This window comes from Pseudolysinimonas sp. (assembly GCF_039912695.1).
Lineage (GTDB): Bacteria > Actinomycetota > Actinomycetes > Actinomycetales > Microbacteriaceae > Pseudolysinimonas_A.
This window is the reverse complement of the sequence record NZ_JBDSPJ010000024.1, coordinates 217,408-243,174: the sequence shown is the minus strand read 5'-3', so window position 1 is coordinate 243,174 and position 25,767 is coordinate 217,408. Positions and strand designations below refer to the sequence as shown.

Genomic DNA, 25,767 nt, shown 5'->3' with positions numbered 1-25,767 from the left:
TGAAGACGCCCGCAGTCTGACCGGGGTGCGCGACCCCGTTCTCATCGATGAACGAATCAGCGACGATCACTGCGACGGTTGCGGTGCCACCAGGACCGTTGTACATGACCGTCCCGTTCATCAGTCTGATGATCCCGTTCGCAAACGACTCCGAGGTCGGAATCTTGTTCGGGGGGATCATTCCGCCCGGTCCCCACACGCACCCGCCGTTCGGCAACGGCTCTTCCAATAGGAAGGCGGGCAAGCCGTGGGACGTGCGGTACGCATTGATGCCGGCGGCGACCTGACTCGACGTCTCTGGGACGCGCCACTGAATGTTAAGTCCGGGCGACGATCGGGGACCTTCCCCGTGTCCGGTTTCGGTGCCGGTACCGGACTCCCCCACGGGAGTCGACGACCCGCCATCACCTGCGACCCCCGGTGTCGGCGAATCGGTGGGTGCTGAGAAGCCGACCGTCAACCCGCCGGCCGGTGCCGGGGCCACAGCTGATGGATTCTGTGGGCCGGTGGGTGCCGCGCTCCCGGTGGACACCGCGGCAATGACGACCACCATTCCCGCGAAGGCCACGACGGCCGGAATGGCTCGAAGTGCTGACCTGAGAGGCATGACCTGATCTCCCTGAAGATCGGTTCTCTGGCGTCGGGTGGGAGCCAGGATGCTGCGACAGTAGCAGGCGGAAAGTCAGCCGACGAGTTGTTGGGCGAAGACGTGCGCTGTGAAGCCGGTCAGGTCGCCGATACCCTCCCCCTGGCCCACCAGTTTGATGGGGATGCCGGTCTTCTCTTGAACGGCGAGCACGAACCCGCCCTTGGCCGAACCGTCGAGTTTCGTCAACACGAGTCCGGTCACCCCGGCGTGTTCGATGAACGCCTCGGCCTGCGCGAGCCCGTTCTGGCCGGTGGTCGCATCGAGCACCAGCAACACTTCGGCGATGGGTTCGAGTTTCTCGATCACCCGGCGTACTTTGGCCAGCTCATCCATCAGGCCGCTCTTGGTCTGGAGTCGGCCCGCGGTGTCGATCAGCACGATCTCGATGCCGTCGCGTTTCGCCTTCTCGACGGTCTGGAACGCGACGGATGCCGGGTCCTGACCATGAGCGTCGGGCCGCACGATCGACGCGCCCCCGCGTTCGGCCCAGGTCGCCAGTTGCTCGACGGCCGCCGCGCGGAAGGTGTCGGCCGCTCCAACGACGACTGAACGGCCGTAGTTGGTGAGGAACTTCGCGAACTTGCCGATCGTGGTCGTCTTGCCGACGCCGTTGACTCCGACGACGAGCACCACCGCCGGACGGTTCGACAGCGTGAGGGTCGAGTCGAGTCGCGAGAGCCGTTCCTCGATGGTCTCGCGCAGCATCCGCTGCAGGTCGGCCGGGTCGGTGGTGCGGTACTTCGCGACCTTGCCGCGCAACTCATCGATGATTGCGTCGGTCAGGTCGGTACCGAAGTCAGCCTGGATGAGCGCATCCTCAAGGCTTTCCCACGTTTCGTCATCGATCGTGGCGCGGGTGAACATGCCGCGCAGCGCTGAGCCGAGAGACCACGTCGCCGCCATGGCACCATGGTCCCATGTCACACGATCAGACCGCGCCCACCACGGAGTTTCGTCTCACGAACCGTGCGCGTGTGCCACTCCTGGTCTCGATGTTTCTCATCCTTGCGCTGGGCGCGCTGCAGCTCTTGCTCTCGAGCTCGCTGCACCAGGTGCGACCCATCGCGTACTGCCTGTTCGCGACGGGGATCGTCGGTTCGGCGTACGCGATCGCGTTCGCCGTTCGCAGCCGTTTCGTTTTTCGCGACGGCTCATACCGTCAGCAGTTCGCCCTGCTGACCCACCAGTTCTCGGTCGCCGACATCGACAAGATCATCGCTGTCGACGCCATCGACTACGGAACTCGGAGCCCCGCCCACCTGTTCATCGTCGGCAAGCTTGACCGGCACCTCGCTCGGCTGACCGACTTCACCTTCCAGCGACCTCAGATGGAGTTGCTCATCAACGACTTGGTGACGAGGGGAGTCCCGATCGAACACCTGCAAGAACGGCTAACCGTGAAGCAGTTCGACAGCCGGTTTCCTGGAGTCTTCTATTGGTGGGAATCGCACCGTGGTGCATTCCTCCTGTTGACCGCTCTGGCTGCACTCCTGGTGTTCGGCACCATCGGCGCCGTCAGCATCATTCCCCTCTTCACCCGGTGATCGTCGCATTCATCCGGCACGGCCAGACCGACTGGAACGCCCAAGGACTCCTGCAGGGGTCGAGCGACATCCCGCTCAACGACGTCGGGCGTGCGCAAGCTGAGGAGCTGATCGGGATGCTGGCCTCCGCCGGTTCCTGGTCGGCGGTCGTCAGCTCTCCCCTGGCCCGCGCGCGCGAGAGTGCGCGCATCATCGCCGACGGACTCGGAATCGAGTTGGGGCCGTCCTACGAGGACCTCGTCGAGCGGGACTACGGACCACTGGAGGGGACGCCGGCGGATGACGCGATCGCCGCTCATCCCTCTCGCGACTACCCGGGAGCAGAACCGCTCTCGTCCGTGAAAACGCGCGGGGTGCGCGCGCTCGAGCAGATCGCCGACGACTTTCCCCGCGGCGACCTGATCATCGTGAGCCACGGCACGTTGATCCGCTACACCCTGGAGAAGATCGCCGGGCGAGCGTTCGAGTCGATCGCGAACGGCGCGATCTCGGTGGCGCGCTCGGAAGGCGACGGCGACTGGGATGTGCTCACCGTGAACGGACACCCCGTCGATTCGTGACCGGACGCCTGCGAACGGGTCGATGCCGCTAGGGCCGCGCGAGGTCCGCCGCCGTGCGAAGCGCTTCGGCGTACTCCAACATGCGTCGGATGGTGGCGGCTGATCGCATCCGCACGGGCGGAAGCCCCTTCACCGCGGAGAGCTGACCGGCACCCACTTGGATCTCAAAATCGGCGAGACGCGGGTCGTCGAGCGCAGTCTCGGCCGAAGCGACAATTCCGAGTGCCATCGGATCCCGATAGTCCACATCGGCGCACGTCGTGCGCACCAGGATGAAACTCCGCCAGTCCGCGATCCCCCGTCCCGTCGACGTCGGCCGCACCCAGTTACCGACCGTGAGACCGATCCGCTCATCAACGAGGGTGTCGAAGATCCTCGTCGCCCCCGATCGAGGTTTGACCAAGGCGGGTGGGAGTTCCACTCCGGGTTGCACGCGAATGAACCGCATCCCGTTCAATTCGGCGAATCGGTAGATACGCACCCAGTCACGCCAGCGTGGCGGGATGATGCAGAGCCGGGTGAGGAACACGCAGCCAGCCACTCCGACGACCGTGACCACGATCGCGAGCACGATCGTGAGCACGAGCTCGCTGCCGGTGAAACGGTAGTAGCCCGCCGCATAGGCGGTAAGCGAACTCAGCGCCGTACTCCAGACACTGAACACGACGACGCCGACGAGGAACCACGGGACGACCATCAACATGAGCGCTGCCTGGTGTTCGCTCTCCATCGCGCTGAAGATTGACCGGCCCTGGAGGATCTCTCGGCGACGGCGAGCCGACTCTGCCCGCGACATGGGTTCATCGAATGACGAAAAGTCGTAGCCGAAGGGACCGGGTTTCGACGCACCGGGTGCGGCCATGCTCATCAGTTCGCGCGTTCCGCGATGCGCTGACCGACAACCGCGCTCACGCCGTCTTGCCGCATCGAGACCCCGTAGAGGGCGTCGGCGATTTCCATCGTGCGCTTCTGGTGGGTGATGACGATCAACTGCGAGTGCGACCGGAGGTCTTCAAGAACCGTGAGCAGGCGCCCGAGGTTGGCGTCATCGAGCGCTGCTTCGACCTCATCCAGAATGTAGAACGGGCTCGGCCGTGCCTTGAAGATCGCAATCAGCAGGGCGACGGCGGCGAGCGACCGTTCGCCACCGGAGAGCAGCGAGAGGCGTTCGATCTTCTTGCCGGCAGGCTTCACCGTGACCTCAATGCCGGTGGTGAGCAGGTCGTCCGGGTCGGTGAGATGGATGCTGCCGGTTCCGCCGGGGAACAGCACCGGGAACACCTGGTGGAATGCGGCCTTCGTGTCTTCGAAAGCGGAGGCGAAGATGTCCTGCATCTTCTCGTCGATCTCGTCGATGATCGTCAACAGGTCTTTTCGGGTGGCGCTGAGGTCGGCGAGTTGCTCAGTCAGGAAGCGGTGACGCTGCTCAAGGGCCTCGAACTCCTCGAGGGCGAGCGGGTTGACCCGCCCGAGGTGACCGAGTTTGCGTTCGGCCTCAGCTAGACGCAACTCCTGTTCCGCGCGGACGAACGGCCTGCCCTGCTTTCCGTTTTCAGGAAGATCTGGGATGGATGTCTCATCCTGAGGCTCCACGGCCTCACTACCGGACTCCAGCCCCACACTTTCCTGAATTGGGAAAGGAACCGGAACATCGGGGCCGTACTCGGCGACGAGAACCTCTTCATCGAGGGACAGATCTTCGGCCGCGCGCTCGAGCAGTGTCGAGAGGTGCAGTTTCTTCTCGTAGGCCTGCATCTCGAGACCGTGCACGTTCTCGTTGAGTGTGGACAACCGCTCGCGCAAGCCGCTCTCGTTGCGGCGCAGTTCGCCGAGCTCGGCGTTCTGCTTGCTGCGGTCGGCTTCTGCGGCAGTCAGCGCGACGCGGGCCTGGGAGACCGAACGGTCAGCGACGTCGAGCGCGGCGGGCAGGGCCGCGAGCACCCGCCGGGCTGCGGCAACCTGATGTTGGCGCAGCACAGCGATCCTGGCTGACTCCTCGGCTGCAGCTCGTTCAGCCTCGAGTTGAACTTTCAGCGAGTCAGCGGTCGCACGCTGAGCGCGCACCCGCTCCCGAGCGGTCTCGAGCTCGATGCGAGCCTGCACCTCAGCGGAACGGGCTATCTCCAGTTCAGCGAGCACCGCATCACGGGCAGAAATATCGAGGATGGGACGCGGGTTCGCCGCGTGTGCATCGCGGTCCGAACGGGCGCGATCGAGAACGTTCTCGGCCTCCTCAACCGTCGTCGCGAGAACGCGCAGCGACTCGGTGAAGCGCTCACCCTCGCCCTGGGCGGCTTCGAGTGCGACCCGCGAGCGACCCAGCGCCTCGCTGCGTTCGGCCAGCCGGGTGTCGAACGCCTTCTGCGCCGCGACTGCCTGAGCCGCATCGATCTGCGCAACATCGACGGCTTCGCGTTTCTCGGCCAGCGCAAATCGGTGCCGCTCGAGTGCCGTGGTGACCTGAGTGAGTTGCACCTGGGCGGCGTCCCGCTCCGCCGCGAGTTCGATGGTGCTGTGCGCCGATCCTCCGCCGCCGCGCACCACGTGCTCGGTCAGCACATCGCCGTCGCGGGTGATCATCGTCAGCCCGCCGATCTTCGCGACGGCGGCCCACGCCGACCGGGCCGCCGCGAGGTCCGCCACGACGACGACCGATGCGAGCAGCCCGAGAACTCCCGACGGCGCTGTCACCAGCTCGGCCGCAGAGGTGGCTCCAGCGGGCAACCCGGTGGGGAGGGGGGTGGCGACGGCGTCGGCGATCACGATTTCGACGCGACCGGCTTCGGCGGTGCGAACCTGGTCGAGGGCGGCGAGCGCGGCATCCCGAGAGTCAGCTAGCACGGCATCCGAGAGGGACCCGAGCGCGGCAGCGATGGCGGCTTCGTATCCGGGCCGCACCTGGATGTGTTCGGCGAGCAGACCCCGGATGCCGCGGGCTCCGACAATGGTGCCCGACCCGTCGCGCTGGTCGAGGGCGAGTGAGAGGGCACCGGTGCGGGCCGCGAGCGAGTCGCGCTCACGTTCGGAGGCGTGCAGTTGCTCGCGCAGCGCCTCGACCTCTGCACGCAGCGCCTCGACGGCCGCCTCACCTGCCGTGACGGCTGCGGCCAGGGTGTCGTCTTCGGTGACAGCGTCGGCGTCGCCTTCGAGGGCGAGCAGTTCGTCACGTGCCGATTCGCGGCGGGTTTCGGCCTGCGCGAGCGCCGCCTTCTGCCGGTCGAGTTCGGCGCGCGTCGCGACGACTCTCGCTTCGGCCGCGGTGACCACGCCGGCGAGGCGCCCCTGCTCGAGGTCGTGGGCCGAAACCAAGGCACTCTGGGCGCTGATCTCTTCGTCGAGCGAATCCAACGAGCCGCGCGCTGTCGCTGTCGCGGCGCTCGCGCTCCCGAGGGTCTCTTCGGCGGTCGTGACGCCGAGGCCAAGCCGCCCGATCTCTTCCCGCGCGTCGTCGACCATGCGCTGCGAGATCGTTGACGACATCCCCGGGAGTTCGGCTTGTTGGCTGAGCAGCGAGAGCTTCTGGTTCGCGAGAGTGTAGAGCGACCGCATCCGGTCTTGCACCTGCTCAAGACCGAACGCGACGCGACGCGCCCCGTCGACGGCGTCGCCGCCCATCGCCTGCTCAAGGCGGGCTTGGCGCAGGCGGGCCTGATCCACCTGCTCCTGCAGCATGAGGCGCTCGGTCTTGCGTTCGCCTTCGCCGCGGCTGAGGTCGTCGATCGCGGCCCGGAGCCCGACGACCTCGTCGGCGAGCAGGCGGGCGCGCGCATCCCGAACCGCGGCTTGGATCGTGACGGCCTCACGCGCGATCTCGGCCTGCTGTCCGAGCGGCTTCAACTGCCGCCGGATCTCGCCCGCCAGATCGGACAGACGGGTCAGGTTCGCCTGCATCGCGTCGAGTTTGCGCAGAGTCTTCTCTTTGCGACGGCGGTGCTTGAGGATGCCGGCCGCTTCTTCGATGAACCCGCGGCGATCTTCGGGGGTCGCGTGCAGCACGGCGTCGAGCTGGCCCTGGCCAACGATGACGTGCATCTCGCGGCCGAGGCCGGAGTCGGAGAGCAGCTCTTGAACGTCAAGAAGGCGGCACTGATCGCCGTTGATCGCGTACTCGCTGCCCCCGTTGCGGAACAGGGTGCGCGAGATCGTGACCTCGCTGTACTCGATCGGCAGGGCGCCGTCAGCGTTGTCAATCGTGAGCAGAACCTCGGCCCGACCCAGTGGACCTCGGGTGGTGGTGCCGGCGAAGATGACGTCTTCCATCTTGCCGCCACGGAGGGTCTTGGCACCCTGCTCGCCCATCACCCAGGCCAGCGCGTCGACAACGTTCGATTTGCCCGACCCATTAGGACCGACGACGCACGTGACGCCAGGTTCGAACGCGAACGTCGTGGGCGTCGCGAAGGACTTGAACCCCTTGAGGGTCAGGCTCTTCAGATACACACAGGCTCCATCCGGGATGACTCCCCTTACGGTACCGGAGCTGTGTAGTCTGGTCGGCTGCCCTCGGGCGGCGGACCGAGGAGACGCCGTGAGCAACCTGACCATCGAAGAACTGCCCCTGCCCGCATCCGTTGACAGCCCCGAGGGCGCGGATTTCGTGCGTGCGATCGAAGTCGGCAACGCGGTCGAGGCGCTGTCCTTCGGCACGCCCGACCTCGCCTACGCGCCGGACGAGGAGCTCTCGGACTTTCACAACCCTCACCAGCCCCGGCGAATGTGGCTCGCACGAGTCGACGGCGTCGTCGTCGGAAGTGCGACAGTCGACTGGCTGCGCGACGACGACGCGACCGCCTGGGTGACCTGCCTGGTGCTCCCCGACTTTCGTCGCCGCGGGATCGGCACCGCACTCGCCGACGCCGTCGAGGGCGTCGCGCGTGAGGCGGGGCGCCGCAACGCGATCTCCTACGTCGCGAGCGTCGGCCAGGACGGCGACCGCCTCCCCTCGCCGACCGGGTTCGGCTCGGTGCCGCGCGAACACGGCGACACCCGGTTCGCGCTGGCCCGCGGGTTCAAGCTCGAGCAGGTCGAGCGGGTAAGCAGGCTCGCGCTGCCTGTCGACGGACTCGCGGACCGACTGGCGGCCGCCGAGGAGCGCAGCGGCCCGGACTACCGCGTGCACCGCTGGATCGGTCGCACTCCCGAACGCTTCATTGACGACGCGGCGTTCATCAACACTCGGATGAGCATCGACGCTCCGACCGCCGGACTCGATGAACCCGAAGACGTCTGGACTGCCGAGCGCCTGGTGACTGAGGAGCTGCGCACCGAACGCACCAGTCCGCGACGCCGGATGACCGTCGTGGTTGAGCACCTCCCATCCGGCCACCTCGTCGGCAAGAGCGTGCTCTCCCTCCCGCCGCAGACCTCGCGGGCCGTTCAGCAGTACATGACCCTCGTCCTGCGCGAATACCGCGGACACGGGCTCGGGATGCTGCTGAAGCTCGCGAACCTGGCGTACCTCGAGGAAGCGTCTCCGGGGCACCCGAGCGTGATCACTTTCAACGCCGAAGAGAATCGGCCGATGCTCGACACCAACGAGGCGCTCGGCTTCGTGCCCATCGCCTCCGAAGGCGCCTGGCAGAAGGTGCTGTGACAGCGAGCGCTACTGCGACGTTGCGAAGACCACGCAGATGCGGGCCAGCACGATGCGCGCTGCGTCGTAGGCGTCGCCGTTCGAAGCCTCGTCCTGCGTGACCCCGATCGTGATGAAGCCCGCGTACGGTCCGCCATCGATCCCCGAGGGTGCCTGGGGACCGTCGAGCTGGAACTTGCCATCCGCGGCGTCGAAGAAGAACGACGCGTCGTTGTCGAACACCGAACCGTCGGACGGCTGGATGTAGGACGAGGTCCAGTCATACTGCGGGTACCGGCCGTCATCGTGCTTCGAGTAGGTGAAGCCGATCGAATCGCCCGCGGCGAGCGAGTAGACGCTGTTCTGCGGGTCGATGGTGATCGCCGGGTCGACGAAGAGGTCATACCCGTCAGTCTTCGCACCGGAGCAGTTGAGTGCGCTTGAGCCCGCGCCCGGTGCAGCACCCGACGTGCCCGGGCCTGAGCCGGGGTTCGCCGCCCCCGGAGTACATCCGGCCAGTACGAGAAGGGCAAGAAGCGCGGGCGCGGCGAGACGAGTACGGAGCTGCATGCTCCATCGTCCCGGTTTTTGACGGGTGAAGGACAGTAGGGAAAGCGCTTATTCCGCCTCACCTGTAAGTTTTCTCTGACATGTGCAATACTTCGTGCAAGAGGAGGTGTAGCGATGGACGCAGAGCAGCTGAGTTCACGTCTCACGGCGATCGCCAGTCCGCAACGGATGCGCATCATCGCCGCCGTCGCGGCCGAAACGACGCACGTCAGCGAGCTCGCACGACGCGTCGGGATGTCGCGCGCCCTGCTCTACATGCACCTGCAACGACTCGAGGAAGCCGGCTTCGTGAGCGGCCGATTCGACCTCAGCGACGACGGCAAGGCGCTCAAGCTCTTCGAGATCGTGCCGTTCGCGATCGAGATCGACCTCGCCACGATCGTGGCCGCGGTTCAGCAAGAAACCCCCACCAAAGAAAGAGAGAACTGACATGGACTGGCCCTGGTACGCCTTCATTCCGATCCTGGGCGTCATCGCCTGGGCGGCCGTCGCCATCACCGCGGTCGTGTCCCGGCACCGCAGGGGAAACCCCGACGCGGTCATCGCACGGCTCGACGCGATCGACGCGCGACTCGCGACCGTCGAGAAGACTCTCAACGACATCCCGTAGCCCTAGGCCGTCGCGCGAGCCACCCGAGCAAGTTCGGCTCGTGACGAAACGCCCCAGCGGGCGCGGATGTCGGCCAGGTGCTTCTCGACTGTCTTGACGCTAATCCCGAGGTCGTCGGCGATCGCCGAGTTGCCGAGTCCGCCCGCGACCCGAATCGCGACAGCGCTCTGCCGCTCGGTGAGCGCGGCGCGGATGCCGTTCGGCGGCACCTGCTCGGCGAGCGCGGCTCCGATGGCAACACGGGATGCGGCTCCGAACGCCGCGAGTACCCGAGACACGTGCACACGCACGGTGTGATCGGAGATTCGCAGCGTTCGCCCGATTGTCGCGTTGGAATCACCGCGTGCCACCAACAGCGCGACATTCTGCTCGCGAGGCGAGAGTGCCGCCCATCCCGCGCCGGCGAGCGGGCGTAGGCGTCGACCGCGGGACCGCAACTCCCGTGCGGCCGAGACTCGCACGGCCTTGAACCCCGACCGATCGGCCTCGGCGACAACTGCCTCGAGCCGCGCGATCGCAATGCCGGAGGCGGCGAGCTCGAGGCGCGCACGGTTGGTCACGATCTCGCCCTCGGCCGCCTCAACGGCACGTCCTTCGGCGACGGCGAGGTCGATCGCGAGTTGCCCCAAGGCGACGGCGTCGGCCGGGCGGCCCGCCATCAGCGCAACCCGGCTGTCGAGTCGGGCGATCGCGGACCCCGAAATCGGATGCCCCCGCAGTGGCGAGGCGACCTCTTGCCAAGCTTCTGCGGCATCCCGATCCATGGATGCCGCGGCCAGAGCGACGAGCAACTCCAGGCCGAGACCCCGGTCGACGATGGTGAGGGCGCGGAGATCGGAATCCTCACCGGCGGTCAGGATCATGCGCGCAGAACGTTCGAGCTCGCCAATCGCGATCAGTCCGAAGGCGACGAGCACTCGGCAGCCGCGGGAGAGATGGTCCGTCGGCGGGATGGCGCTGGCATCCCATCGGGCGGCGAGGGTGCGGGTCGCGGAACGTTGCGCGGCGTTGCCCGCGACCAGGGATCCCGTCGCGTCGAGGAGAAGGCTGGCGAGCGGCGAGAGCTTGCCGCGATCGATCGAGGTCAAGAGCTGGGCGGCACCGGTGACCTCGCCGCGGAAGGCGAGCAGGCGCACGCGCAGGATGGTCTCGATGAAACGCAGGGAGCCGGATGCTGCAACCGGCCCCGCCGCCCCGACGAAGTCCTCGGCGAGGAGCAGGCGACCGCAGGCGATGGCACCTTCGGCTGCCACATAGTGCAGGAACGCGATCTCGATCGTGCCCGTACTCCCGAGCGCCGCCAGCCCGTCGCGCACTTCGCTCAGCGGGTCACCGGTGGGCGTCACAACGGGAGCGGTATCCGTCCAACCCGCGGCAGCACCCGGCCACCAGCCCGCCGACGCGAGCCCCCGCGCGGCCAGGCCGAGCAGCCGCACCTCAGGGTCACCCGAAGCAATCGCGTGATCGGCGAGTCGGGCGGCGCGCGCGAAGTCGCCCGCCATGAAGGCGGCGTACGACTCCAGCGCCGCGAACCAGAGGTCGCCCGTTGCGGCACGTTCGGACGCGACGAGCACGCCGGCGCCCACAGGGTCGGCATCCAAGATCCGGTCGAGGGCCGAAGTGAGTACGTCGGCGCGCCTCATCCGGCCGCCGACCACAACCGCACCGATCCGTCGGCATCGCTCGTGAGCACGTACAGGATCGATCCCGACGACGTGGCGGCGATCGGGGTGCCGGAGGGTCCGGCGTGAAGCGACCAGGTGTTAAGGTCGGTCGAGGTCGCGACCCCGCCGGGTGCGACGAGGGTCGTTCGCCCTCCCCAGGTCACGGAAGCCAGCACATCCCGGTCGGTGGTTTCGAGCACCGGGATGGGAATCGAGGCGACCGTCCCGTTGGCGAACGTCCATGCGACCAGCGCACCGTCGGCTTCACCCGTGACGATGCACCGTTCACCGTCGCAAGAGACGGCTTGTGCCGAGCTTGCGGCCGCGTCGCCAGGAAGGTCGATGCGGGACCAGGGCCCGGCCTGGCCGCCCACCCAGATGGCGGCGGCATCCCACACTTTGCCCCCGCCGAGGTGTTGGGCGAACCCTGCGATCACCAGCTCAGACTCCTCGACCGCGACGGCAGTCGGAAAAGGGAGGACGTCGCCAGTCGCCGCCAGCGCCGTAGCGTCGGATGATTGCCGCACCCAGTCGTCGCCCTGGTGCAGCCACACCGCGATGTCGAGCCCGGGCTGAGAACTGGCGTGCCCTCCGACGATCACCGGTTGCCCGTTGACGACCGCCATCCCCGCCAGGCCGCCCGCGCCCCAGCCGCCGAACACCTCGATTCCCGGAGCTGGATCCTCGACCACACCTGCGAGGTCACCCGCCCAGGTTGTCCACCGGGGGTTACCGTGCCCACCCCCGGTCTTGCCACCCAGGGCGAAAATCTGCGAACCGTCGGAGATCACCGAGAACCACAGGGTTCGGGCGCCGTAAAAACTCTCCGGAGCGACCGGCACCGGCGTGAACGCGGTCGAGCCCGATCCGCCGGTTGCAAAGAACGCGGGCTGTCCGTCGCCGTCCGGCCCTCCGGCTTCTGAACCTCCGACGACGAGTTGACCGTTGAGCAGGAGAAGAGTGGATGCCGTGAATCCGTCGGGCAACGCGAGCTGCGTCCAGGACTGCGGCTCAACAACGGGCGTCGAGACGAAGGGCGTCGAGGCTCCCGCGCAGCCCGCGAGCGCGACGACCAGGGCCGCCGTCGTCAGCGTCCCCCACCGCCGCGCCACCGTCATCGCGCCCCTGTCATCCTCTGATTTTCTGACACCGCGGACAGAAGTGCGAGCCGCGGTTCATGAAGTCTTCGCGCACGATCGGCCGACCGCAGCGCGGGCACGGCTTGCCCTGCTGGCCGTACGCGTTCAGCGACTGGGAGAAGTACCCCGACGCGCCGTTGACGTTGACGTAGGTACTCGAGAACGAAGTGCCACCTTCGGCGAGCGCCCGCCCGAGCACGAGACGCACTTCGGCGAGCAGCGCCTTCGCACGCGGACGGGTCAGTGTGCGGGTCGGCTGGTCGTAGTGGATGCGCGCCGCCCAGAGTGCTTCGTCGGCGTAGATGTTGCCGATGCCCGAGATCAGCGACTGGTCGAGAAGTGCGCGCTTGATCGTGGTGTCCTTGCGCGCCAGTTTCGCCAGAAACGCGGCGTCGTCGAACAGCGGGTCGACGGGGTCACGAGCGATGTGCACGACCTGACTCGGGATGAGGTCATCCGGTCGGTCCCGCGTCGGCACCAGGGTGTCGAGCGCCATCGATCCGAAGATGCGTTGATCGACGAAGTCGACTCGCACCGGGCCGTTCTCAGGGTGAACGACATCCAGCACGATGCGGGTGAGTCGGTCGCGCGGGGCGCTGGGGTCGCGCAGCAGCACCTGACCGCTCATCCCGAGATGCACGACCAAGGCGTGGTCGGCGCCCCCGGCGAGGGGCACCCAGAGAAACTTCCCTCGTCGCAGCGGGATGCCGAGGGTTGTGCCCGTCAGGCGGTCGACGAAATCTTCGGCGGGGCCCTCGTGCCGGCGCAGGGAACGGGAGTCGAGGACCTCGACGCGGGTGACCCGAGCGCCGGTCACGGCGGGTTCGAGCCCGTGCCGCACAACTTCGACTTCGGGAAGCTCGGGCATGCCGTCAGTTCTCGCGCTTGACCTTGAGAACTGCCCAGGCGGCGAGCGCTGCCGCCATCTCGGCCTGCTTCTTACTCGAGCCATCCCCCGACGAGATGATGTCGCCAGCGAACGCCACCACCGCGTGGAACCGCTTCGAGTGGTCGGGGCCGGAGTCCGTCACCAGGTACTGCGGAAGCCCTTTGCCGAGGCGGGTCGAGAGCTCTTGCAGGCTGGTCTTGGGATCCATCGCGACACCGAAGCGTTCGGGGTCATCGAGCAACGGCTGAATCAGGCGCAACACGAGGGCCGTCGCGGCATCCCCACCCTCCGAGAGGTAGCAGGCACCGATGACCGCCTCGAGGGCGTCGGCCAGAATCGACGACTTCTCGCGCCCTCCGGTCAGCTCTTCACCGCGGCCCAGCCGAATGTGTCGACCCAGGCCGATGATCACGGCGATTTCGGCGAGAGCCACCGACGACACCAGACTCGCGCGACGCTTCGCGAGTTCACCCTCGTCGAGGTTCGGGTTCTCGCGGTAGAGCATGACCGTTACGGCCTGCCCAAGAATCGAGTCACCCAGAAATTCCAGGCGCTCGTTATGAGCAAGTCCGCCGTTCTCGTACGCAAACGACCGGTGAGTCAGTGCGAGTTCAAGGAGCACGGGATCGATCGTGATCCCGAGAACTTCAGCGAGTCCGTCCGCGGGCGCGACGCTCTCCGAGGCAGAGCCCCCGGTGGTGCGACGAGGAGACGTCTTAGACGTCCGCGACCTTGCGGCCCTTGTACTCCAGGTACAGGGGGGTGCCGGCCGAGTCTTCGACGACCTTCGCGCGGTGCGGGAGGCTGTAGGTGACCTTGCCGTTCTCGATCGTCTTCACGAGCTGCACCGGGGTCGCCTTCCACTGCGAGCGGCGGGAGTGCGTGTTCGAGCGCGACTGCTTGCGCTTGGGAACGGCCATGATCTATCTCTTCTCGTTGTTGTCTGTGTCAGTCGTGCTGTCGGTAGTGACCTGAAGGTCTTTGAGCGCGGCCCAACGTGGGTCGTGCGCCTCCACGATCTCCTGCTCGAACCCGTCCGGAAGCCTCTCCCCGGTGACCGGGTCGAGGCCTGAACAGTCCGGACGACAGACCGGCTGGAACGGCAGTGAAAGCACCACCGCATCCCTGACTACGGGTTCGAGATCCAGCTGATCGTCTCGAACCACGAAGTCGAAAGCTTCGGTCACAGAATAGGCGAAAACCTCTTGGAATTCGACTTCGACCTGGATCGTGACCGGGTCGAGACAGCGAACGCACTCGCCATAGGCGACTGTGTCGACCTCGGCGGACACCAGGATGCCTTCGTGAAGGCCCTCGAACCGCAGGTCGATGTGGATGTTCTCCCCCGCCCGCACGACGGCGGCACCCTCGCCGAGCTGCTCGGGTGCGGGAAAGTCGAGGGTGCGCTCCCGCATGTCACCGGGACGGTGCACGAGGTCGCGGACATTCACGAGGTACGGGGAAACGGACACGATCAGGGATTCTACGTGGGACGGCGGTTGGGTGCCGTGTGGCTGCCGTATGGGTGCCTTGCCGGTACGAAATTCAGGATGAATCGTCCTAATCGGTCGAAAACGGGTCGATTTCGTCATCCCAGCCTGAATCTTGTGAGCCGCTGAGGGAGGTGGGACAGGGCGACATAGCATGGATGCGATATAGCATTCCTGCTATGCTTACCCCATGAAGGGCATGGGCAACGATCTCGTCCGCGAGGCACGTCGACGGGTCGGCTGGACGCAGAGTCGACTCGCGGAGGCGGCGGGCACCACGCAGTCGGCGATCGCACGGCTTGAGTCCGGCCGCACCTCCCCCGCGTTCGACGAGGTCATCCGGTTGCTGCGCCTGATGGGGATGGACCTCGACCTGATGCTCGTCGAGCGCGACGACTCCGACTGGATTCAGGCGCAGCGCACGCTTCGGTTGTCCACAGCCGAGCGACTTGCGCGCCATGATCGCGTCACGGCGCAATATCGTGCGATCCGTGGAACCAGAAATGCCGCATGACGAACCCGACTTCGGGGCGATCTTCGAAACCCTGAGTCGTCACGGAGTCCGTTTTGTGCTGATCGGCGGGCTCGCTGCCATCCACTGGGGGTCGCCGTTCCCGACCGAGGACGTCGACATCACCCCTGAACGCAGCATCGCGAATCTCGAACTGCTCTCGGCCGCTCTCACCGAGATCAACGCGCGGATTCGTACCTCGTCCGAACCTGACGGGCTCCCGTTTTCGCACACCGGGGCCTCTCTTGCGGATGCCGGCGTCTGGAATCTCGTCACCGACCACGGCGATCTGGACATCTCGTTCGTCCCGAATGGCACGACTGGCTTCGACGACCTAACTCGCGACGCGACGACCGACCCGTTGTACGGCGTCGAGTTGCGGGTGGCGTCCCTCGCCGACATCATCCGCTCGAAGCAGGCCGCCAACCGCCCCAAGGATCAGCGCGTGCTGCCGACCCTGCGCGAAATTCTCGCCTCACGCAATCCGCGCAACCGCGCCTAGCTAGTTTTCCACTGCGGTGAACGCCTCGTCGTAGATCGCGAGGGCGCGCACACACTCCTCCACCGTCACGATGCAGGGGGGCACGACGTGCAGGCGGTTGTCGCTCAGGAACGGCAGCAGCCCCCGCGCCATGAGTTCGCCCTTCAGCTCCCCGATGGTCGAGCTGGGCACGGGTTCCCGCGTCTCGCGATCGGTGACCAGGTCGAGCGCCCAGAAGACGCCTGTCCCCCGGACTTCGCCGATCAGGGGATGCTTCGCGGCGAGGGCGAGCAGGCCGGGGCCGAGAACATCCCGACCGATCATCGCGGCGTGTTCAACGATTCCCTCCTCCTCCATCGCATCGATCGTGGCGACGATGGCGGCCATGGCGAGCGGATGTCCGGAGTAGGTGAGGCCGCCGGGGAAAACCTGGTCGTCGAAGGCGCTCGCGATCGACTCCGAGATGATCACGCCGCCAGCGGGCACGTAGCCCGAGTTGACGCCCTTCGCGAAGGTGATCAGGTCGGGGGTGACGTCATCCTGATTGATGTCGGGATGCTGCCACGAGAACCACGTTCCGGTGCGACCGAAGCCTGACATCACTTCATCCAGAATCAGCAGGATGCCGTGCCTGTCGCACAGCGCGCGAACGCCCGCGAGGTAGCCGGGCGGCGGGATGAGCACCCCGGCTGTTCCGGGAACGCCTTCGAGCAGGATGGCGGCGATCGACGACGCCCCTTCGGAAACGATGACCCGCTCGAGGTGGTGCAGGGCGCGCGCGCACTCCTCTTCCGGAGTTGACGCCCAGAACTCGGAACGGTAAAGGAACGGTCCGAAGAAGTGCACGTGCCCCCGGGAGTACTCGTTCGGCACCCGGCGCCAGTCGCCGGTCGCGACGACGGCCGCGCCGGTGTTGCCGTGGTAGCTGCGGTACTGGCTGAGCACCTTGTCGCGACCGGTCGTGAGCCGTGCCATGCGAATGGCGTTCTCGTTGGCATCCGCACCGCCATTGGTGAAGAAGACCTTGCCGAAGGCGCTGCCGGCTTTGGCCAGAATTCGGGATGCCGCCTCTCCGCGGGCGAGGTTGGCGTGCGCGGGGGCGATCATCGGCAGCAGCGCCGCCTGCTCCTGAATCGCGGCGACAACTTTCGGATGCGTGTGGCCGATGTTCATGTTGACGAGCTGGCTCGAGAAGTCGAGGTAGTGCTTGCCGTCGTAGTCCCACACCTCGCAGCCGTGCGCTCCGGCCACGACGAAGGGATGGAGCGAACCCTGCGCCGACCAGGAGTGGAAGACGTGCGCGCGGTCGAGGTCGTAAGCGCGTGTGCCGTCGGCGGGATCGAGGTCGGAATGGAGGTCGGACATCGGTGGCCTTTCATGTGGAGCGTGGTGCGTTGGGTGGTGCGGGGGCGGCGAGCCGCCCCCGCACCGGGTATCTCTGAGGGTGCTACTTGCCGCCCTCGGTGAGGGTCACATCGATCGGCGTGTAGGCGCCGTCGACGACGACACCCTCGGCTGCCAGTTCGTCGAGCGCCTTCTGGATGTAATCGTTGGAGTACGCAGACGCCGCGGGATCCTTCGTGATGAGCGGGAGCCCATCCTGATTGACGGCCGAGAGCGCACCCTTGACCGTCTTATCCCATGCTGACGAATCGATGAGACCGAACTTGCCGCCGGTCCAGATCAACTTGTTGACCTCGTTCATCTGCCAGAGCTGATGTGTCGGTCCGACGGGGAAGGCCCCGCCGTCACCGGCCGCGATCGCTGCGTCGTACGAGATCTTGGCTGCATCCTCGGGGTTGTCTCGGGCGTAAATCCACCCCTTGATAACAGCCTTGAGGAATCGGACTGCCGCGTCGGCATACGCCGGGTCAGCGAGACGGGTCGTGTCGGCCCAGATTGCGTCCTGGAGCATGGCGCCGGCGGTGTCCTCGTACGAGATGACGTTGAAGTCCGACGGCTGGTACAGCTTGCCCGTTGCCGGGTTCACGACCTCGAGGATCTGCGCGTACTCGTTGTAGGTCATCGCCTGTGCGGCGTCGACGTCGTGATCCAGGAGCGCGTTCATGCTGAAGTCCTGGGTCGTGATCGAGACCTTGGTCGAGTCGAGACCCTTGTCGGCCATGGCCGCGAAGATCTCCCACTCGTTGCCGAAGCCCCACGAGCCGATGCGCTTGCCCTCGAAGTCCGACACGGAGGTGATTCCGCTGTCGGCCCACGAGACCTGCAGCGTTCCCGACTTCTGGACCACCTGGGCGATGTCGGTGAGCTCGGCGCCACTGGATTCGAGTGTTCCGAGCACTTTCGGCACCCACGCAACCGCGAAGTCGACGTCACCGTTGAGGAGCGCATCTTGCGGCACGATGTCGCCGCCCGATGGGACGAGTTCGACGCTGTCAAACCCTTCGTCCTGGAAGTAGCCCTTCTCGAGAGCGACGTAATACCCGGCGAACTGTGCCTGCGGCAGCCACTGCAGCTGCAACTTGATGTCGGTGATCGGCGTGAAGTTGGCATCCGTCGCGGCGGGTGTCGGGGCTGTGCAGGCGGCGAGGGCAAAGGCTGCCGCGGCAGCGGCGGTACCGGCGAGAAGCCGGCGCCTGATGCTGTGTCTCATTGCTGTGTCCTTTCGTCGTTGGTGCGGTGTGCGGGGGTGCCGGTCAGACCGGCGATCGCCTCGTCGCGAGTCGCTCGAGGAGCGTCGTGACGAGGAAAAATGCGAGACCGATGGCAATGCCACCAGCCACATAGGCCCAAGCGAGGGCGGCTCTGCCCGATTTCGCATAGGTCGCGATCGCTGTTCCGATACCGTCCGCAGGGCCACCGAAGTACTCAGCCACCAGCGCCGAGATCACGGCGAGCGATGCCGCGATCTTGAGGCCGGTCATGAGGTACGGCAACGCCGTGGGCAGGGTCAGTTTGCGGAACGTCTGGAAGCCCGTAGCTCCCGACGCTCGAAGGAGGTCGCGATGCACAGGCCGCGTCTGGCGGAGTCCACGCACCACGTTGATGAAGATCGGCACGAAGGCGGCGATCGCCGCGACCGCTTGGCGCCCGAACTGGCTTGAGGCGCCGAACATCGTGTTGAAGATCGGCGTGAGGGCGACGATCGGAACGACCGCCAAGGCAGCGACCAGGGGGGCAAGCATCCCGTCGAGCGGCCGCCAGGTCGACGCAAGGGCTGAGAACACGATCGCGAAGATGCCGCCGATCAGCAGTCCGACGAGGGCGTTTCGTCCCGTGATCACGACATCGTCACTGATGATGCCGAAGCGCAGCACCAACTCGGTGCCGATCGCGGAGGGGCTCGGGAGCCCGCGCGGGGCGGTCTTGAGCACATCGACCCAGATGACCCAGACGGCGACCATGATCGCGCCCACCACGACGGGCGCGACAAATCGCAACCATCCGGGCAGCTCCCGCGGCCCCGGCCCCTGAGCCTGTCGAAGGGTCATCGCTCGTTCGCCCTCTCGACAGGCGTGCCGTGCAGCGCCTCACGAACAGCAGTGACCTTCACAAAATAGGCAGGCGATTCGCGCAACGCGTCGCCCCGCTTCCCCTTGAACGACATCGGGATGACGTCGGTGATCCGGCCGGGGCGCGGACTCATCACAATCACTCGATCGGAGAGAAAGACCGCCTCGGGAATCGAGTGGGTGACGAAGACGACCGCTGCTTTGGTCTCGGCTGCGATGCGGGCCAACTCAGTCTGGAGGTACTCGCGGGTCATCTCGTCGAGCGCGCCGAAGGGTTCGTCCATGAGCAACAGCCTCGGCCGCTCCGCAAGGGCTCGGGCGATCGCGACCCTCTGCTGCATTCCACCCGACAGCTGGTCGGGATACCGGTCAATGAATTCGGTCAGCCCGACGAGCTCGGCGAGCTCAGCGACGCGTGCCTTGCGGTCGGCGGCACTGAACCCGTGCAGTTCGAGCGGCAGCGCGATGTTCGCGCCCACCGAGCGCCAGGGCAGCAGCCCTGCTTGTTGAAACGCGATCCCGTAGTCCTGGTCGATCCGAGCTTGCTGCGCCGACTTGCCGAAGATTTCCAGGCTTCCGGTCGAGGCGGTATCGAGATCGGCGATCAGCCGCAGAAGAGTCGACTTGCCGCATCCCGAGGGGCCGATGAGCGAGACGAACTCGCCCACTTTGACCTCGAGGTCGACACCGGTGAGGGCAACGACATCCCCCGCCTTCGTCGGAAATGTCTTGCCGACTGCGGTCGCCTGTACTGCGAGCTCCGCGGTCATGCCGTGGCCTCTCCGCGTCGATAGTTCTTCAGGCCGAGCCCGAGCAGTGCGACCGAGCCGGCCGCGACCAGTCCGAGCACAATCGAACCGAAAGTCGGGCCCCACGGCGCCGAAGGATCGCTCGATCCTTGGCCGGCGAGTTGGATGAGCATGCGACCGATGCCGCCCCGCATCCCGATCGATACCTCCGCGACGACGGCGCCGACGACGGCGTTCGCGGCCGCGAGCCGTAGTGCGGGCAGCAGGTACGGAACGGCTGCCGGTAGCCGCAGTCGTACCAACGTCGGCCAGTATCCGGCGGCGTAACTTCGCATCAAATCGAGATGTATTCCATCTGGGGATCCGAGTCCGCGCAGGGCTCCGACGGCGACCGGGAAGAACGCGAGGTAGGAAGCGATCACCGCGACCGATGCCCACTGCTCCCAGGGCAGTCCGCCCCGGTTGAGCTGGTTGCCGATCGCGTTGACGACCGGCGCGAAGGCGATCAGCGGAACGGTCTGACTGACGACGACCCAGGGCAGGATGCCCCACTCGGCCAGGCGCCAGCGCTGCATGATGATGCCCAGCAGCATCCCAACCGTGACGCCGATCAACCAGCCGACCGCCGCGATGCCGAGAGTCGTGAGCGCCGCGGTTGCGACCGAGGCCCCGAGTGGTGGGGTGTCGCCGCCGCTCGTCGACTGAAACAGCCGAGCAATCATCTGCCAGATGTGCGGCATCGCGCGATCGTGCGTGCGCGGCAAGATCATCACGCCCGAACCGGTCTCGCCTTCGACGGCACCGACCACGAGACCGTCCTGGGGGCCGAGAAACTTGTAGGCCTCCCACACCACAGCGACAAGCAGGACGCCGAGTGCTCCCCAGGCAACGGCAGTCCTGCGACGACTCATTCCTTGGCCGTCAGGTGGTCGGACATCGCGGGGATGACCGTCTCGCCGTACACGCGAAGGGTCTCCTCTTTGTTGTCGTGCTGGAGGTATCCGGCGAACTGGTGCACGCCGATCGCCTCGAGTTCCTTCAACTTCGCGATGTGCTGCTCGGCGGTGCCGAGGATGCAGAACCTGTCGACGATTTCGTCGGGGACGAAGTCGACATGGTCATTCTCGGCTCTGCCGTGCGAGTTGTAGTCGTACCCGGTTCTCCCAGCGATGTAGTCGGTCAGCGCCTGGGGAACCGTGCCGCTGTCGCCGTACTTCGCGACGATATCGGCGACGTGGTTGCCCACCATTCCGCCGAACCAGCGCGACTGTTCGCGGGCGTGGGCGAGGCTGGCATCCGTTCCGTCGGTGATGTAGAAGGGAGCGGCGACGCAAAACGTGATCGCGTCGGGGTCGCGGCCGACGGCTTCGGCGGCGGCTCGTACGGTCGCGATCATCCACGTGGCGATCTCGACGTCGGCGAGCTGCAGGATGAAGCCGTCGCCGACCTCACCCGTCAACTTCAACGCGAGCGGGCCGTAGGCGGCGACCCAGACCTCGAGCTCCGACCCGACACTCCACGGGAACCGCAACTGCGCCCCGTTGTACTCGACGCTGCGGGAGTTGCCCAGTTCGCGGATGACGTGAATCGACTCGCGCAGTTCTTTCAGCGTGGTCGGCTTGCCGTTGGTGACGCGCACCGCCGAGTCGCCGCGGCCGATGCCGACGACCGTGCGGTTGCCGTACATCTCGTTGAGGGTCGCGAAGACGGATGCCGTGACGGTCCAGTCACGCGTGGCCGGGTTGGTGACGAAGGGGCCCACCTTCACCTTTCGCGTCTCCGCGAGGATCGCGCTGTAGATGACGTACGGCTCTTGCCAGAGCAGATGCGAGTCGAAAGTCCAGACGTGGCTGAAGCCGTACTGCTCGGCGAGTTTCGCCAGGTGAATTGTCCGCGACGCCGGCGGGTTGGTCTGAAGTACTGCTCCGAAATCCATCAGCTGCACCACTTCCTGCCCGCTTGGCTGGATCCGGGCGCACTCGGACCCTGATCGAGGGGGGTCCGGGCGCGCATGGCTGGATCTAAGCGCATCGTCACACCAGGTACTGGGTCAGGCCGCGCTTGACGAAACGACCGTCACCCTTGGCGCCGAGGTACTGACCCTTGTCGATGAGAACCTTGCCGCGGCTCAGCACGGTGTCGACGTGTCCGTCGATCTCGAAGCCTTCCCACGCCGAATGGTCCATGTTCATGTGGTGGGTGTCGGCCGAGATGCTGGTGTGCCCCTTCGGGTCGTAGACGACGACATCCCCATCCGCTCCGGGCTGGATCACGCCCTTCTGTCCGTACATGCCGAACATGCGCGCGGGGGTGGTGGATGTCAGCTCAACCCACCGTTCGAGCGTGATTTCGCCGGTGACGACGCCCTGATACATCAGGTCCATTCGGTGTTCGATCGAGCCGATGCCGTTCGGGATCTTGCGGAAGTCGTCTTTGCCGAGTTCCTTCTGACCCTTCATGCAGAACGGGCAGTGGTCGGTCGACACCATCTGAAGGTCGTTGGTGCGCAGCGCCTGCCACATGTGGTCTTGGTGGCCTTCCTCGCGGGAGCGCAGCGGCGTCGAACACACCCATTTCGCACCCTCGAAGGCGCCCCACTCTTCCGACGTCGCGCCGAGTTGCTCTTCCAGCGAGAGGTACAGGTACTGCGGGCAGGTCTCGCCGAACACGTTCTGTCCTTTGTCCCGCGCCCAAGCGAGTTGTTCGACCGCCTGCTTCGCCGAGACATGCACGACGTACAGCGGCGCCCCGGTGAGGTTGCCCAACATGATCGCCCGGTGGGTGGCCTCCTCTTCCATCTGCCAGGCCCGCGCGATGCCGTGGTAGTAGGGAGTCGTCTTGCCAGCCTCAACAAGCTGGGCGGCAAGTACGTCGATCGCTGGGCCGTTCTCGGCGTGCATCATCGTCAGCAGCCCCGTTTCCGCCGCCACCTGCATCGCCTTCAGGATCTGCCCGTCGTCGGAGTAAAACACCCCCGGGTAGGCCATGAACATCTTGTAACTCGTGATGCCTTCATCCGGAAGTTTCTTCATGAAAGCGAGCGACTCGTCGTCAACCCCGCCGACGATCTGGTGGAACCCGTAGTCGATGGCGCAGTTGCCGGCGGCTTTCTCGTGCCACTTAGCCAGGCCATCCTGAACTCTCGTTCCGGTGGTCTGAACGGCGAAGTCGATGACGGATGTTGTGCCGCCCCAGGCCGCAGCCCGAGTACCGGTCTCGAAGGTGTCGGATGCCTCGGTGCCGCCGAACGGCAACTCGAAGTGGGTGTGCGCGTCGATACCGCCGGGGATGACGTACTTACCCGTCGCATCGATCACGGTGTCGACCGACGTCGCAAGGTCGGTACCGAGCAGCACCGCGCCGGGTGCGAGTACGGCGACGATCTTCTCGCCGTCGATTAGCACGTCGGCCTCGGAACGGCCGGTGGCCGACACCACGGTGCCGCCCTTGATGAGTGTGGTCGCCATGGCTTCTCCTAGGTCTTCGAAATCAGGTCTTCGAAATCAGGTCTTCGAAATCAGGGCTTCGGGATCGACGTGTAGGACTCGGGACGACGGTCCCGGTAGAACTGCCAGTCGTCGCGCATCTGCTGCACCATGTCCATATCGAGGTCACGGATCAGCAGCTCTTCCGACGACCCCGAACCCCGCTCACCGACGAAGTTGCCGCGCGGGTCGATGACTTGGCTGGTGCCGTAGAAGTCGACGGCGAGTTCGCCGTACTCGTTATCTTCGCGACCCACGCGGTTGGGCTGCAGCACGAAGTACCCGTTGGCGACGGCCGCGGCGGGACCCTCTACCTCCCAGAGCCGGTTGGAGAGTCCGGGTTTCGTCGCATTCGGGTTGAACACGATGTGCGCGCCGTTGAGGCCGAGCTCACGCCATCCTTCGGGAAAGTGGCGGTCGTAACAGATGTACAAGCCGATCTTGCCGACCGAGGTGTTGAAGACCGGGTACCCCAGGTTGCCGGGGCGAAAGTAGAACTTCTCCCAGAAGCGGTCAAGGTTCGGGATGTGGTGCTTGCGATACTTGCCGAGGATCGTGCCGTCTTTCTCGACGATCACCGCGGTGTTGTAGTAAACGCCGGTGATGTCTTCTTCGTAGATGGGCAGGATCATGACCATCTGCAACTCGGCGGCCAATGCCGCGAACCGCTGCACGATCGGACCGTCGGCCGGTTCGGCGTAGCGGTAGTACTTCTTGTCTTCGGTGATACCGAAGTACGGGCCATAGAAGAGTTCCTGGAAGCAGATGACCTGCGCCCCCTGAGCCGCGGCGTCACGCGCGAACTGCTCGTGCTTGTCGAGCATCGACTGCTTGTCGCCGGTCCACGTGGTCTGTGTGATCGCGGCGCGCACGATGTTGCTCATGCGGCTCCTCCCTCTGCTTACCCAACCCGAGGGTTGTCTTTTGTTATTCTTCGCCGTAAACATTTCTTTGTCGTTTCCGACCGTGTCGTCGCCGTAAACAAAGCGCGCAGTGCCAACAAAGCTAGGCGGTTCTGAAGTGAAGTCGGTAGCTCTCGCGATCGAACAGCGCACACCGCACGGCATCGCGAGCGGGATTTCGCGGCTGATTACCACGGGCGACCTCGCCCCCGGCGATCGTTTGCCCACCGTCCGGGAACTCGCGAGTGACCTCGGAATCTCGCCCGCCACCGTCAGTCACGCCTGGCAAACCCTCGCAGCTGCCGGCCTCATCACGAGTCGCGGTCGGTCGGGCAGCTTCGTGCGCTCCCTGCCGCGCGAATGGCTGCCCCGTCGTTACCAGGAACTCGACGGGGCACAGGATGCCGCCCTCGACCTTTCCCGCGGCACCCCCGATCCGGCGCTGCTTCCCGCACTCGGTCCGGTGCTCGCGAACCTCCGTCTGCACGCCGACACGGCCTCGTACCAGCAGAAGCCTGACATCCCGGAGCTGCACAATCTGTTGCGCTCGACCTGGCCGAGCCCCGTCGAGTCGATCACCGTGACCAACGGGGCACTCGACGCGATCGACCGCGCGTTCGCCGTGCTCGTGCGGTATGGCGACCGGGTGGTCGTGGGCAATCCCACCTTCGCGCCGTTTTTCGACCTCATCGACAGTTACGGGCTCGAGGCAATCGGCGTTCCCGTCGATGAGTACGGGATGCGGCCCTCAGAGTTCGCCGCCGCACTCGGCAGTAACCCGAGCATCGTGTTGATGCAGACGCGCTCGCACAACCCGACCGGTTCTTCACTGAGCCAGGCGCGGGCCGACGAACTCGCGACGATCCTCAAGCGAAGCCGCACCGCGACGTCAACGATCGTGATCGAAGACGATCACTCGGGTGCGATCAGCTCGGCGCCTGACCTCACGTTGGCGACGATCGTGCCGGAACGCGTGCTGCACGTGCGCAGCTTCTCGAAGTCGCACGGACCCGACCTGCGCATCGGCGCCCTCGGCGGCCCGCGGGCACTCGTCGACCAGGTGGTGGCGCGGCGGTTGCTTGGCCCCGGTTGGACCTCGCGCACCGTTCAGGCGATCCTGCACGCGCTGCTGACCGATCCGGTCGCGGTCGGCCAAGTCGAGTCAGCCCGAGTCGTCTACGGCGAACGCCGTGCCGCGATCGTCACAGAACTCGCCCGTCTCGGCGTGCACCTGCCACTCGGCGATGGGATCAACGCGTGGCTTCCGGTCGCCGAAGAACGCGCGGCCATCGTGCAACTCGCGGCGGCCGGCATCCGGGTCGCTCCAGGTGCTCTCTTTCAACTCGGTGACCAGCCGCCGCACGTGCGGGTCACGGTCGGTGTCGTGCCGGTCGAGTCGGCTCAGTTCGTCGCTGGTGCTCTCGCCGCCGCGGCGGTAGAGCGTTAGGAGCCCTCCGTGATCGGCGCTCACGTTCGAAG

Annotated in this window: 27 protein-coding genes; 9 read left to right on the top strand and 18 right to left on the bottom strand. The window is 66.1% G+C overall.

Annotated features, from left to right (window positions below):
* The first annotated feature begins 128 nt into the window (after nt 1-128).
* Nucleotides 129-287: a hypothetical protein gene (locus ABIR17_RS12755; RefSeq protein WP_348004773.1), complete on the top strand. Its 159-nt coding sequence runs from the start codon at nt 129-131 to the stop codon at nt 285-287.
* Between the two features lie 395 nt (nt 288-682).
* On the opposite strand, the gene ftsY is transcribed toward ABIR17_RS12755, so the two are convergent.
* Entirely contained in the window at nt 683-1,552 is an 870-nt protein-coding gene (ftsY, locus tag ABIR17_RS12750) for a signal recognition particle-docking protein FtsY (RefSeq protein ID WP_348004772.1), read from the bottom strand.
* Nucleotides 1,553-1,566: 14 nt separating this feature from the next.
* Here ftsY and ABIR17_RS12745 point away from each other — a divergent pair, with 14 nt between their 5' ends.
* Together ABIR17_RS12745 and ABIR17_RS12740 are read left to right on the top strand one after the other, a co-directional pair.
* A complete protein-coding gene (locus tag ABIR17_RS12745; protein WP_348004771.1) occupies nt 1,567-2,193 on the top strand; it encodes a hypothetical protein in 627 nt (208 codons plus the stop codon).
* Nucleotides 2,190-2,753, top strand: coding sequence for a histidine phosphatase family protein (locus tag ABIR17_RS12740; protein WP_348004770.1), 564 nt, complete (start codon nt 2,190-2,192; stop codon nt 2,751-2,753). The genes ABIR17_RS12745 and ABIR17_RS12740 overlap by 4 nt, the downstream gene beginning before the upstream one ends.
* A 28-nt stretch (nt 2,754-2,781) precedes the next feature.
* Here the strand turns inward: ABIR17_RS12740 and ABIR17_RS12735 are convergent, their stop codons facing one another.
* Both ABIR17_RS12735 and smc read right to left on the bottom strand, forming a co-directional pair.
* The gene (locus ABIR17_RS12735; RefSeq protein WP_348004769.1) at nt 2,782-3,621 is read right to left on the bottom strand and encodes a hypothetical protein; all 840 of its coding nucleotides are present in this window, start codon (nt 3,619-3,621) and stop codon (nt 2,782-2,784) included.
* Nucleotides 3,621-7,193, bottom strand: coding sequence for a chromosome segregation protein SMC (gene smc / locus ABIR17_RS12730; protein WP_348004768.1), 3,573 nt, complete (start codon nt 7,191-7,193; stop codon nt 3,621-3,623). The genes ABIR17_RS12735 and smc overlap by 1 nt, the downstream gene beginning before the upstream one ends.
* Before the next feature lie 88 nt (nt 7,194-7,281).
* Between smc and ABIR17_RS12725 the strand changes: the two genes are divergently transcribed.
* Nucleotides 7,282-8,346 (top strand): GNAT family N-acetyltransferase, encoded by a 1,065-nt coding sequence (locus tag ABIR17_RS12725; RefSeq protein WP_348004767.1) that lies wholly within the window; start codon nt 7,282-7,284, stop codon nt 8,344-8,346.
* A gap of 9 nt (nt 8,347-8,355) precedes the next feature.
* Here the strand turns inward: ABIR17_RS12725 and ABIR17_RS12720 are convergent, their stop codons facing one another.
* Nucleotides 8,356-8,895, bottom strand: coding sequence for a hypothetical protein (locus ABIR17_RS12720; RefSeq protein ID WP_348004766.1), 540 nt, complete (start codon nt 8,893-8,895; stop codon nt 8,356-8,358).
* Between the two features lie 114 nt (nt 8,896-9,009).
* Between ABIR17_RS12720 and ABIR17_RS12715 the strand changes: the two genes are divergently transcribed.
* Together ABIR17_RS12715 and ABIR17_RS12710 are read left to right on the top strand one after the other, a co-directional pair.
* Nucleotides 9,010-9,324, top strand: coding sequence for a winged helix-turn-helix domain-containing protein (locus ABIR17_RS12715; protein ID WP_348004765.1), 315 nt, complete (start codon nt 9,010-9,012; stop codon nt 9,322-9,324).
* Between the two features lies 1 nt (nt 9,325).
* A complete protein-coding gene (locus ABIR17_RS12710) occupies nt 9,326-9,505 on the top strand; it encodes a hypothetical protein (protein WP_348004764.1) in 180 nt (59 codons plus the stop codon).
* 2 nt (nt 9,506-9,507) lie between these two features.
* Here ABIR17_RS12710 and ABIR17_RS12705 read toward each other — a convergent pair whose 3' ends face one another.
* The 6 genes from ABIR17_RS12705 to ABIR17_RS12680 all read right to left on the bottom strand — a co-directional run bounded on the left by ABIR17_RS12705 (nt 9,508) and on the right by ABIR17_RS12680 (nt 14,669).
* Nucleotides 9,508-11,148, bottom strand: coding sequence for a helix-turn-helix transcriptional regulator (locus ABIR17_RS12705; RefSeq protein ID WP_348004763.1), 1,641 nt, complete (start codon nt 11,146-11,148; stop codon nt 9,508-9,510).
* Nucleotides 11,145-12,287 (bottom strand): hypothetical protein, encoded by a 1,143-nt coding sequence (locus ABIR17_RS12700; protein WP_348004762.1) that lies wholly within the window; start codon nt 12,285-12,287, stop codon nt 11,145-11,147. The genes ABIR17_RS12705 and ABIR17_RS12700 overlap by 4 nt, the downstream gene beginning before the upstream one ends.
* Nucleotides 12,288-12,297: 10 nt before the next feature.
* Entirely contained in the window at nt 12,298-13,176 is an 879-nt protein-coding gene (gene mutM / locus ABIR17_RS12695; protein ID WP_348004761.1) for a bifunctional DNA-formamidopyrimidine glycosylase/DNA-(apurinic or apyrimidinic site) lyase, read from the bottom strand.
* 4 nt (nt 13,177-13,180) lie between these two features.
* Nucleotides 13,181-13,819 carry a ribonuclease III gene (gene rnc / locus ABIR17_RS12690; RefSeq protein ID WP_348004760.1) on the bottom strand — a complete coding sequence of 213 codons (639 nt, stop codon included), beginning with the start codon at nt 13,817-13,819 and terminating at the stop codon, nt 13,181-13,183.
* A gap of 94 nt (nt 13,820-13,913) precedes the next feature.
* Complete coding sequence (rpmF, locus tag ABIR17_RS12685; RefSeq protein ID WP_191281622.1) at nt 13,914-14,117, bottom strand: 50S ribosomal protein L32; 204 nt, start codon at nt 14,115-14,117, stop codon at nt 13,914-13,916.
* Between the two features lie 3 nt (nt 14,118-14,120).
* Nucleotides 14,121-14,669 carry a DUF177 domain-containing protein gene (locus ABIR17_RS12680; RefSeq protein ID WP_348004759.1) on the bottom strand — a complete coding sequence of 183 codons (549 nt, stop codon included), beginning with the start codon at nt 14,667-14,669 and terminating at the stop codon, nt 14,121-14,123.
* 208 nt (nt 14,670-14,877) lie between these two features.
* On the opposite strand from ABIR17_RS12680, the gene ABIR17_RS12675 reads away from it, so the two are divergent.
* Together ABIR17_RS12675 and ABIR17_RS12670 are read left to right on the top strand one after the other, a co-directional pair.
* Nucleotides 14,878-15,201: a helix-turn-helix transcriptional regulator gene (locus ABIR17_RS12675; protein WP_348004758.1), complete on the top strand. Its 324-nt coding sequence runs from the start codon at nt 14,878-14,880 to the stop codon at nt 15,199-15,201.
* Nucleotides 15,179-15,700, top strand: a complete 522-nt coding sequence (locus tag ABIR17_RS12670; RefSeq protein WP_348004757.1) for a hypothetical protein — start codon at nt 15,179-15,181, stop codon at nt 15,698-15,700. Before ABIR17_RS12675 ends, ABIR17_RS12670 begins: the two co-directional genes overlap by 23 nt.
* Here ABIR17_RS12670 and ABIR17_RS12665 read toward each other — a convergent pair whose 3' ends face one another.
* The 8 genes from ABIR17_RS12665 to ABIR17_RS12630 form a co-directional block, all read right to left on the bottom strand.
* Nucleotides 15,701-17,044, bottom strand: a complete 1,344-nt coding sequence (locus ABIR17_RS12665) for an aspartate aminotransferase family protein (RefSeq protein ID WP_348004756.1) — start codon at nt 17,042-17,044, stop codon at nt 15,701-15,703. It lies immediately after the preceding gene.
* 82 nt (nt 17,045-17,126) lie between these two features.
* Entirely contained in the window at nt 17,127-18,293 is a 1,167-nt protein-coding gene (locus tag ABIR17_RS12660) for an ABC transporter substrate-binding protein (protein WP_348004755.1), read from the bottom strand.
* Nucleotides 18,294-18,336: 43 nt separating this feature from the next.
* Nucleotides 18,337-19,131: an ABC transporter permease subunit gene (locus ABIR17_RS12655; RefSeq protein WP_348004754.1), complete on the bottom strand. Its 795-nt coding sequence runs from the start codon at nt 19,129-19,131 to the stop codon at nt 18,337-18,339.
* Nucleotides 19,128-19,922: an ABC transporter ATP-binding protein gene (locus tag ABIR17_RS12650; RefSeq protein WP_348004753.1), complete on the bottom strand. Its 795-nt coding sequence runs from the start codon at nt 19,920-19,922 to the stop codon at nt 19,128-19,130. Before ABIR17_RS12650 ends, ABIR17_RS12655 begins: the two co-directional genes overlap by 4 nt.
* Entirely contained in the window at nt 19,919-20,812 is an 894-nt protein-coding gene (locus tag ABIR17_RS12645; RefSeq protein WP_348004752.1) for an ABC transporter permease subunit, read from the bottom strand. Before ABIR17_RS12645 ends, ABIR17_RS12650 begins: the two co-directional genes overlap by 4 nt.
* Nucleotides 20,809-21,837 carry a TIGR03842 family LLM class F420-dependent oxidoreductase gene (locus tag ABIR17_RS12640; RefSeq protein ID WP_348004751.1) on the bottom strand — a complete coding sequence of 343 codons (1,029 nt, stop codon included), beginning with the start codon at nt 21,835-21,837 and terminating at the stop codon, nt 20,809-20,811. Before ABIR17_RS12640 ends, ABIR17_RS12645 begins: the two co-directional genes overlap by 4 nt.
* A 97-nt stretch (nt 21,838-21,934) precedes the next feature.
* Complete coding sequence (gene hydA / locus ABIR17_RS12635; RefSeq protein WP_348004750.1) at nt 21,935-23,368, bottom strand: dihydropyrimidinase; 1,434 nt, start codon at nt 23,366-23,368, stop codon at nt 21,935-21,937.
* A gap of 50 nt (nt 23,369-23,418) precedes the next feature.
* A complete protein-coding gene (locus tag ABIR17_RS12630; RefSeq protein ID WP_348004749.1) occupies nt 23,419-24,270 on the bottom strand; it encodes a nitrilase-related carbon-nitrogen hydrolase in 852 nt (283 codons plus the stop codon).
* Nucleotides 24,271-24,406: 136 nt separating this feature from the next.
* Here ABIR17_RS12630 and ABIR17_RS12625 point away from each other — a divergent pair, with 136 nt between their 5' ends.
* A complete protein-coding gene (locus ABIR17_RS12625; RefSeq protein ID WP_348004748.1) occupies nt 24,407-25,735 on the top strand; it encodes an aminotransferase class I/II-fold pyridoxal phosphate-dependent enzyme in 1,329 nt (442 codons plus the stop codon).
* Nucleotides 25,736-25,767 lie beyond the last annotated feature (32 nt).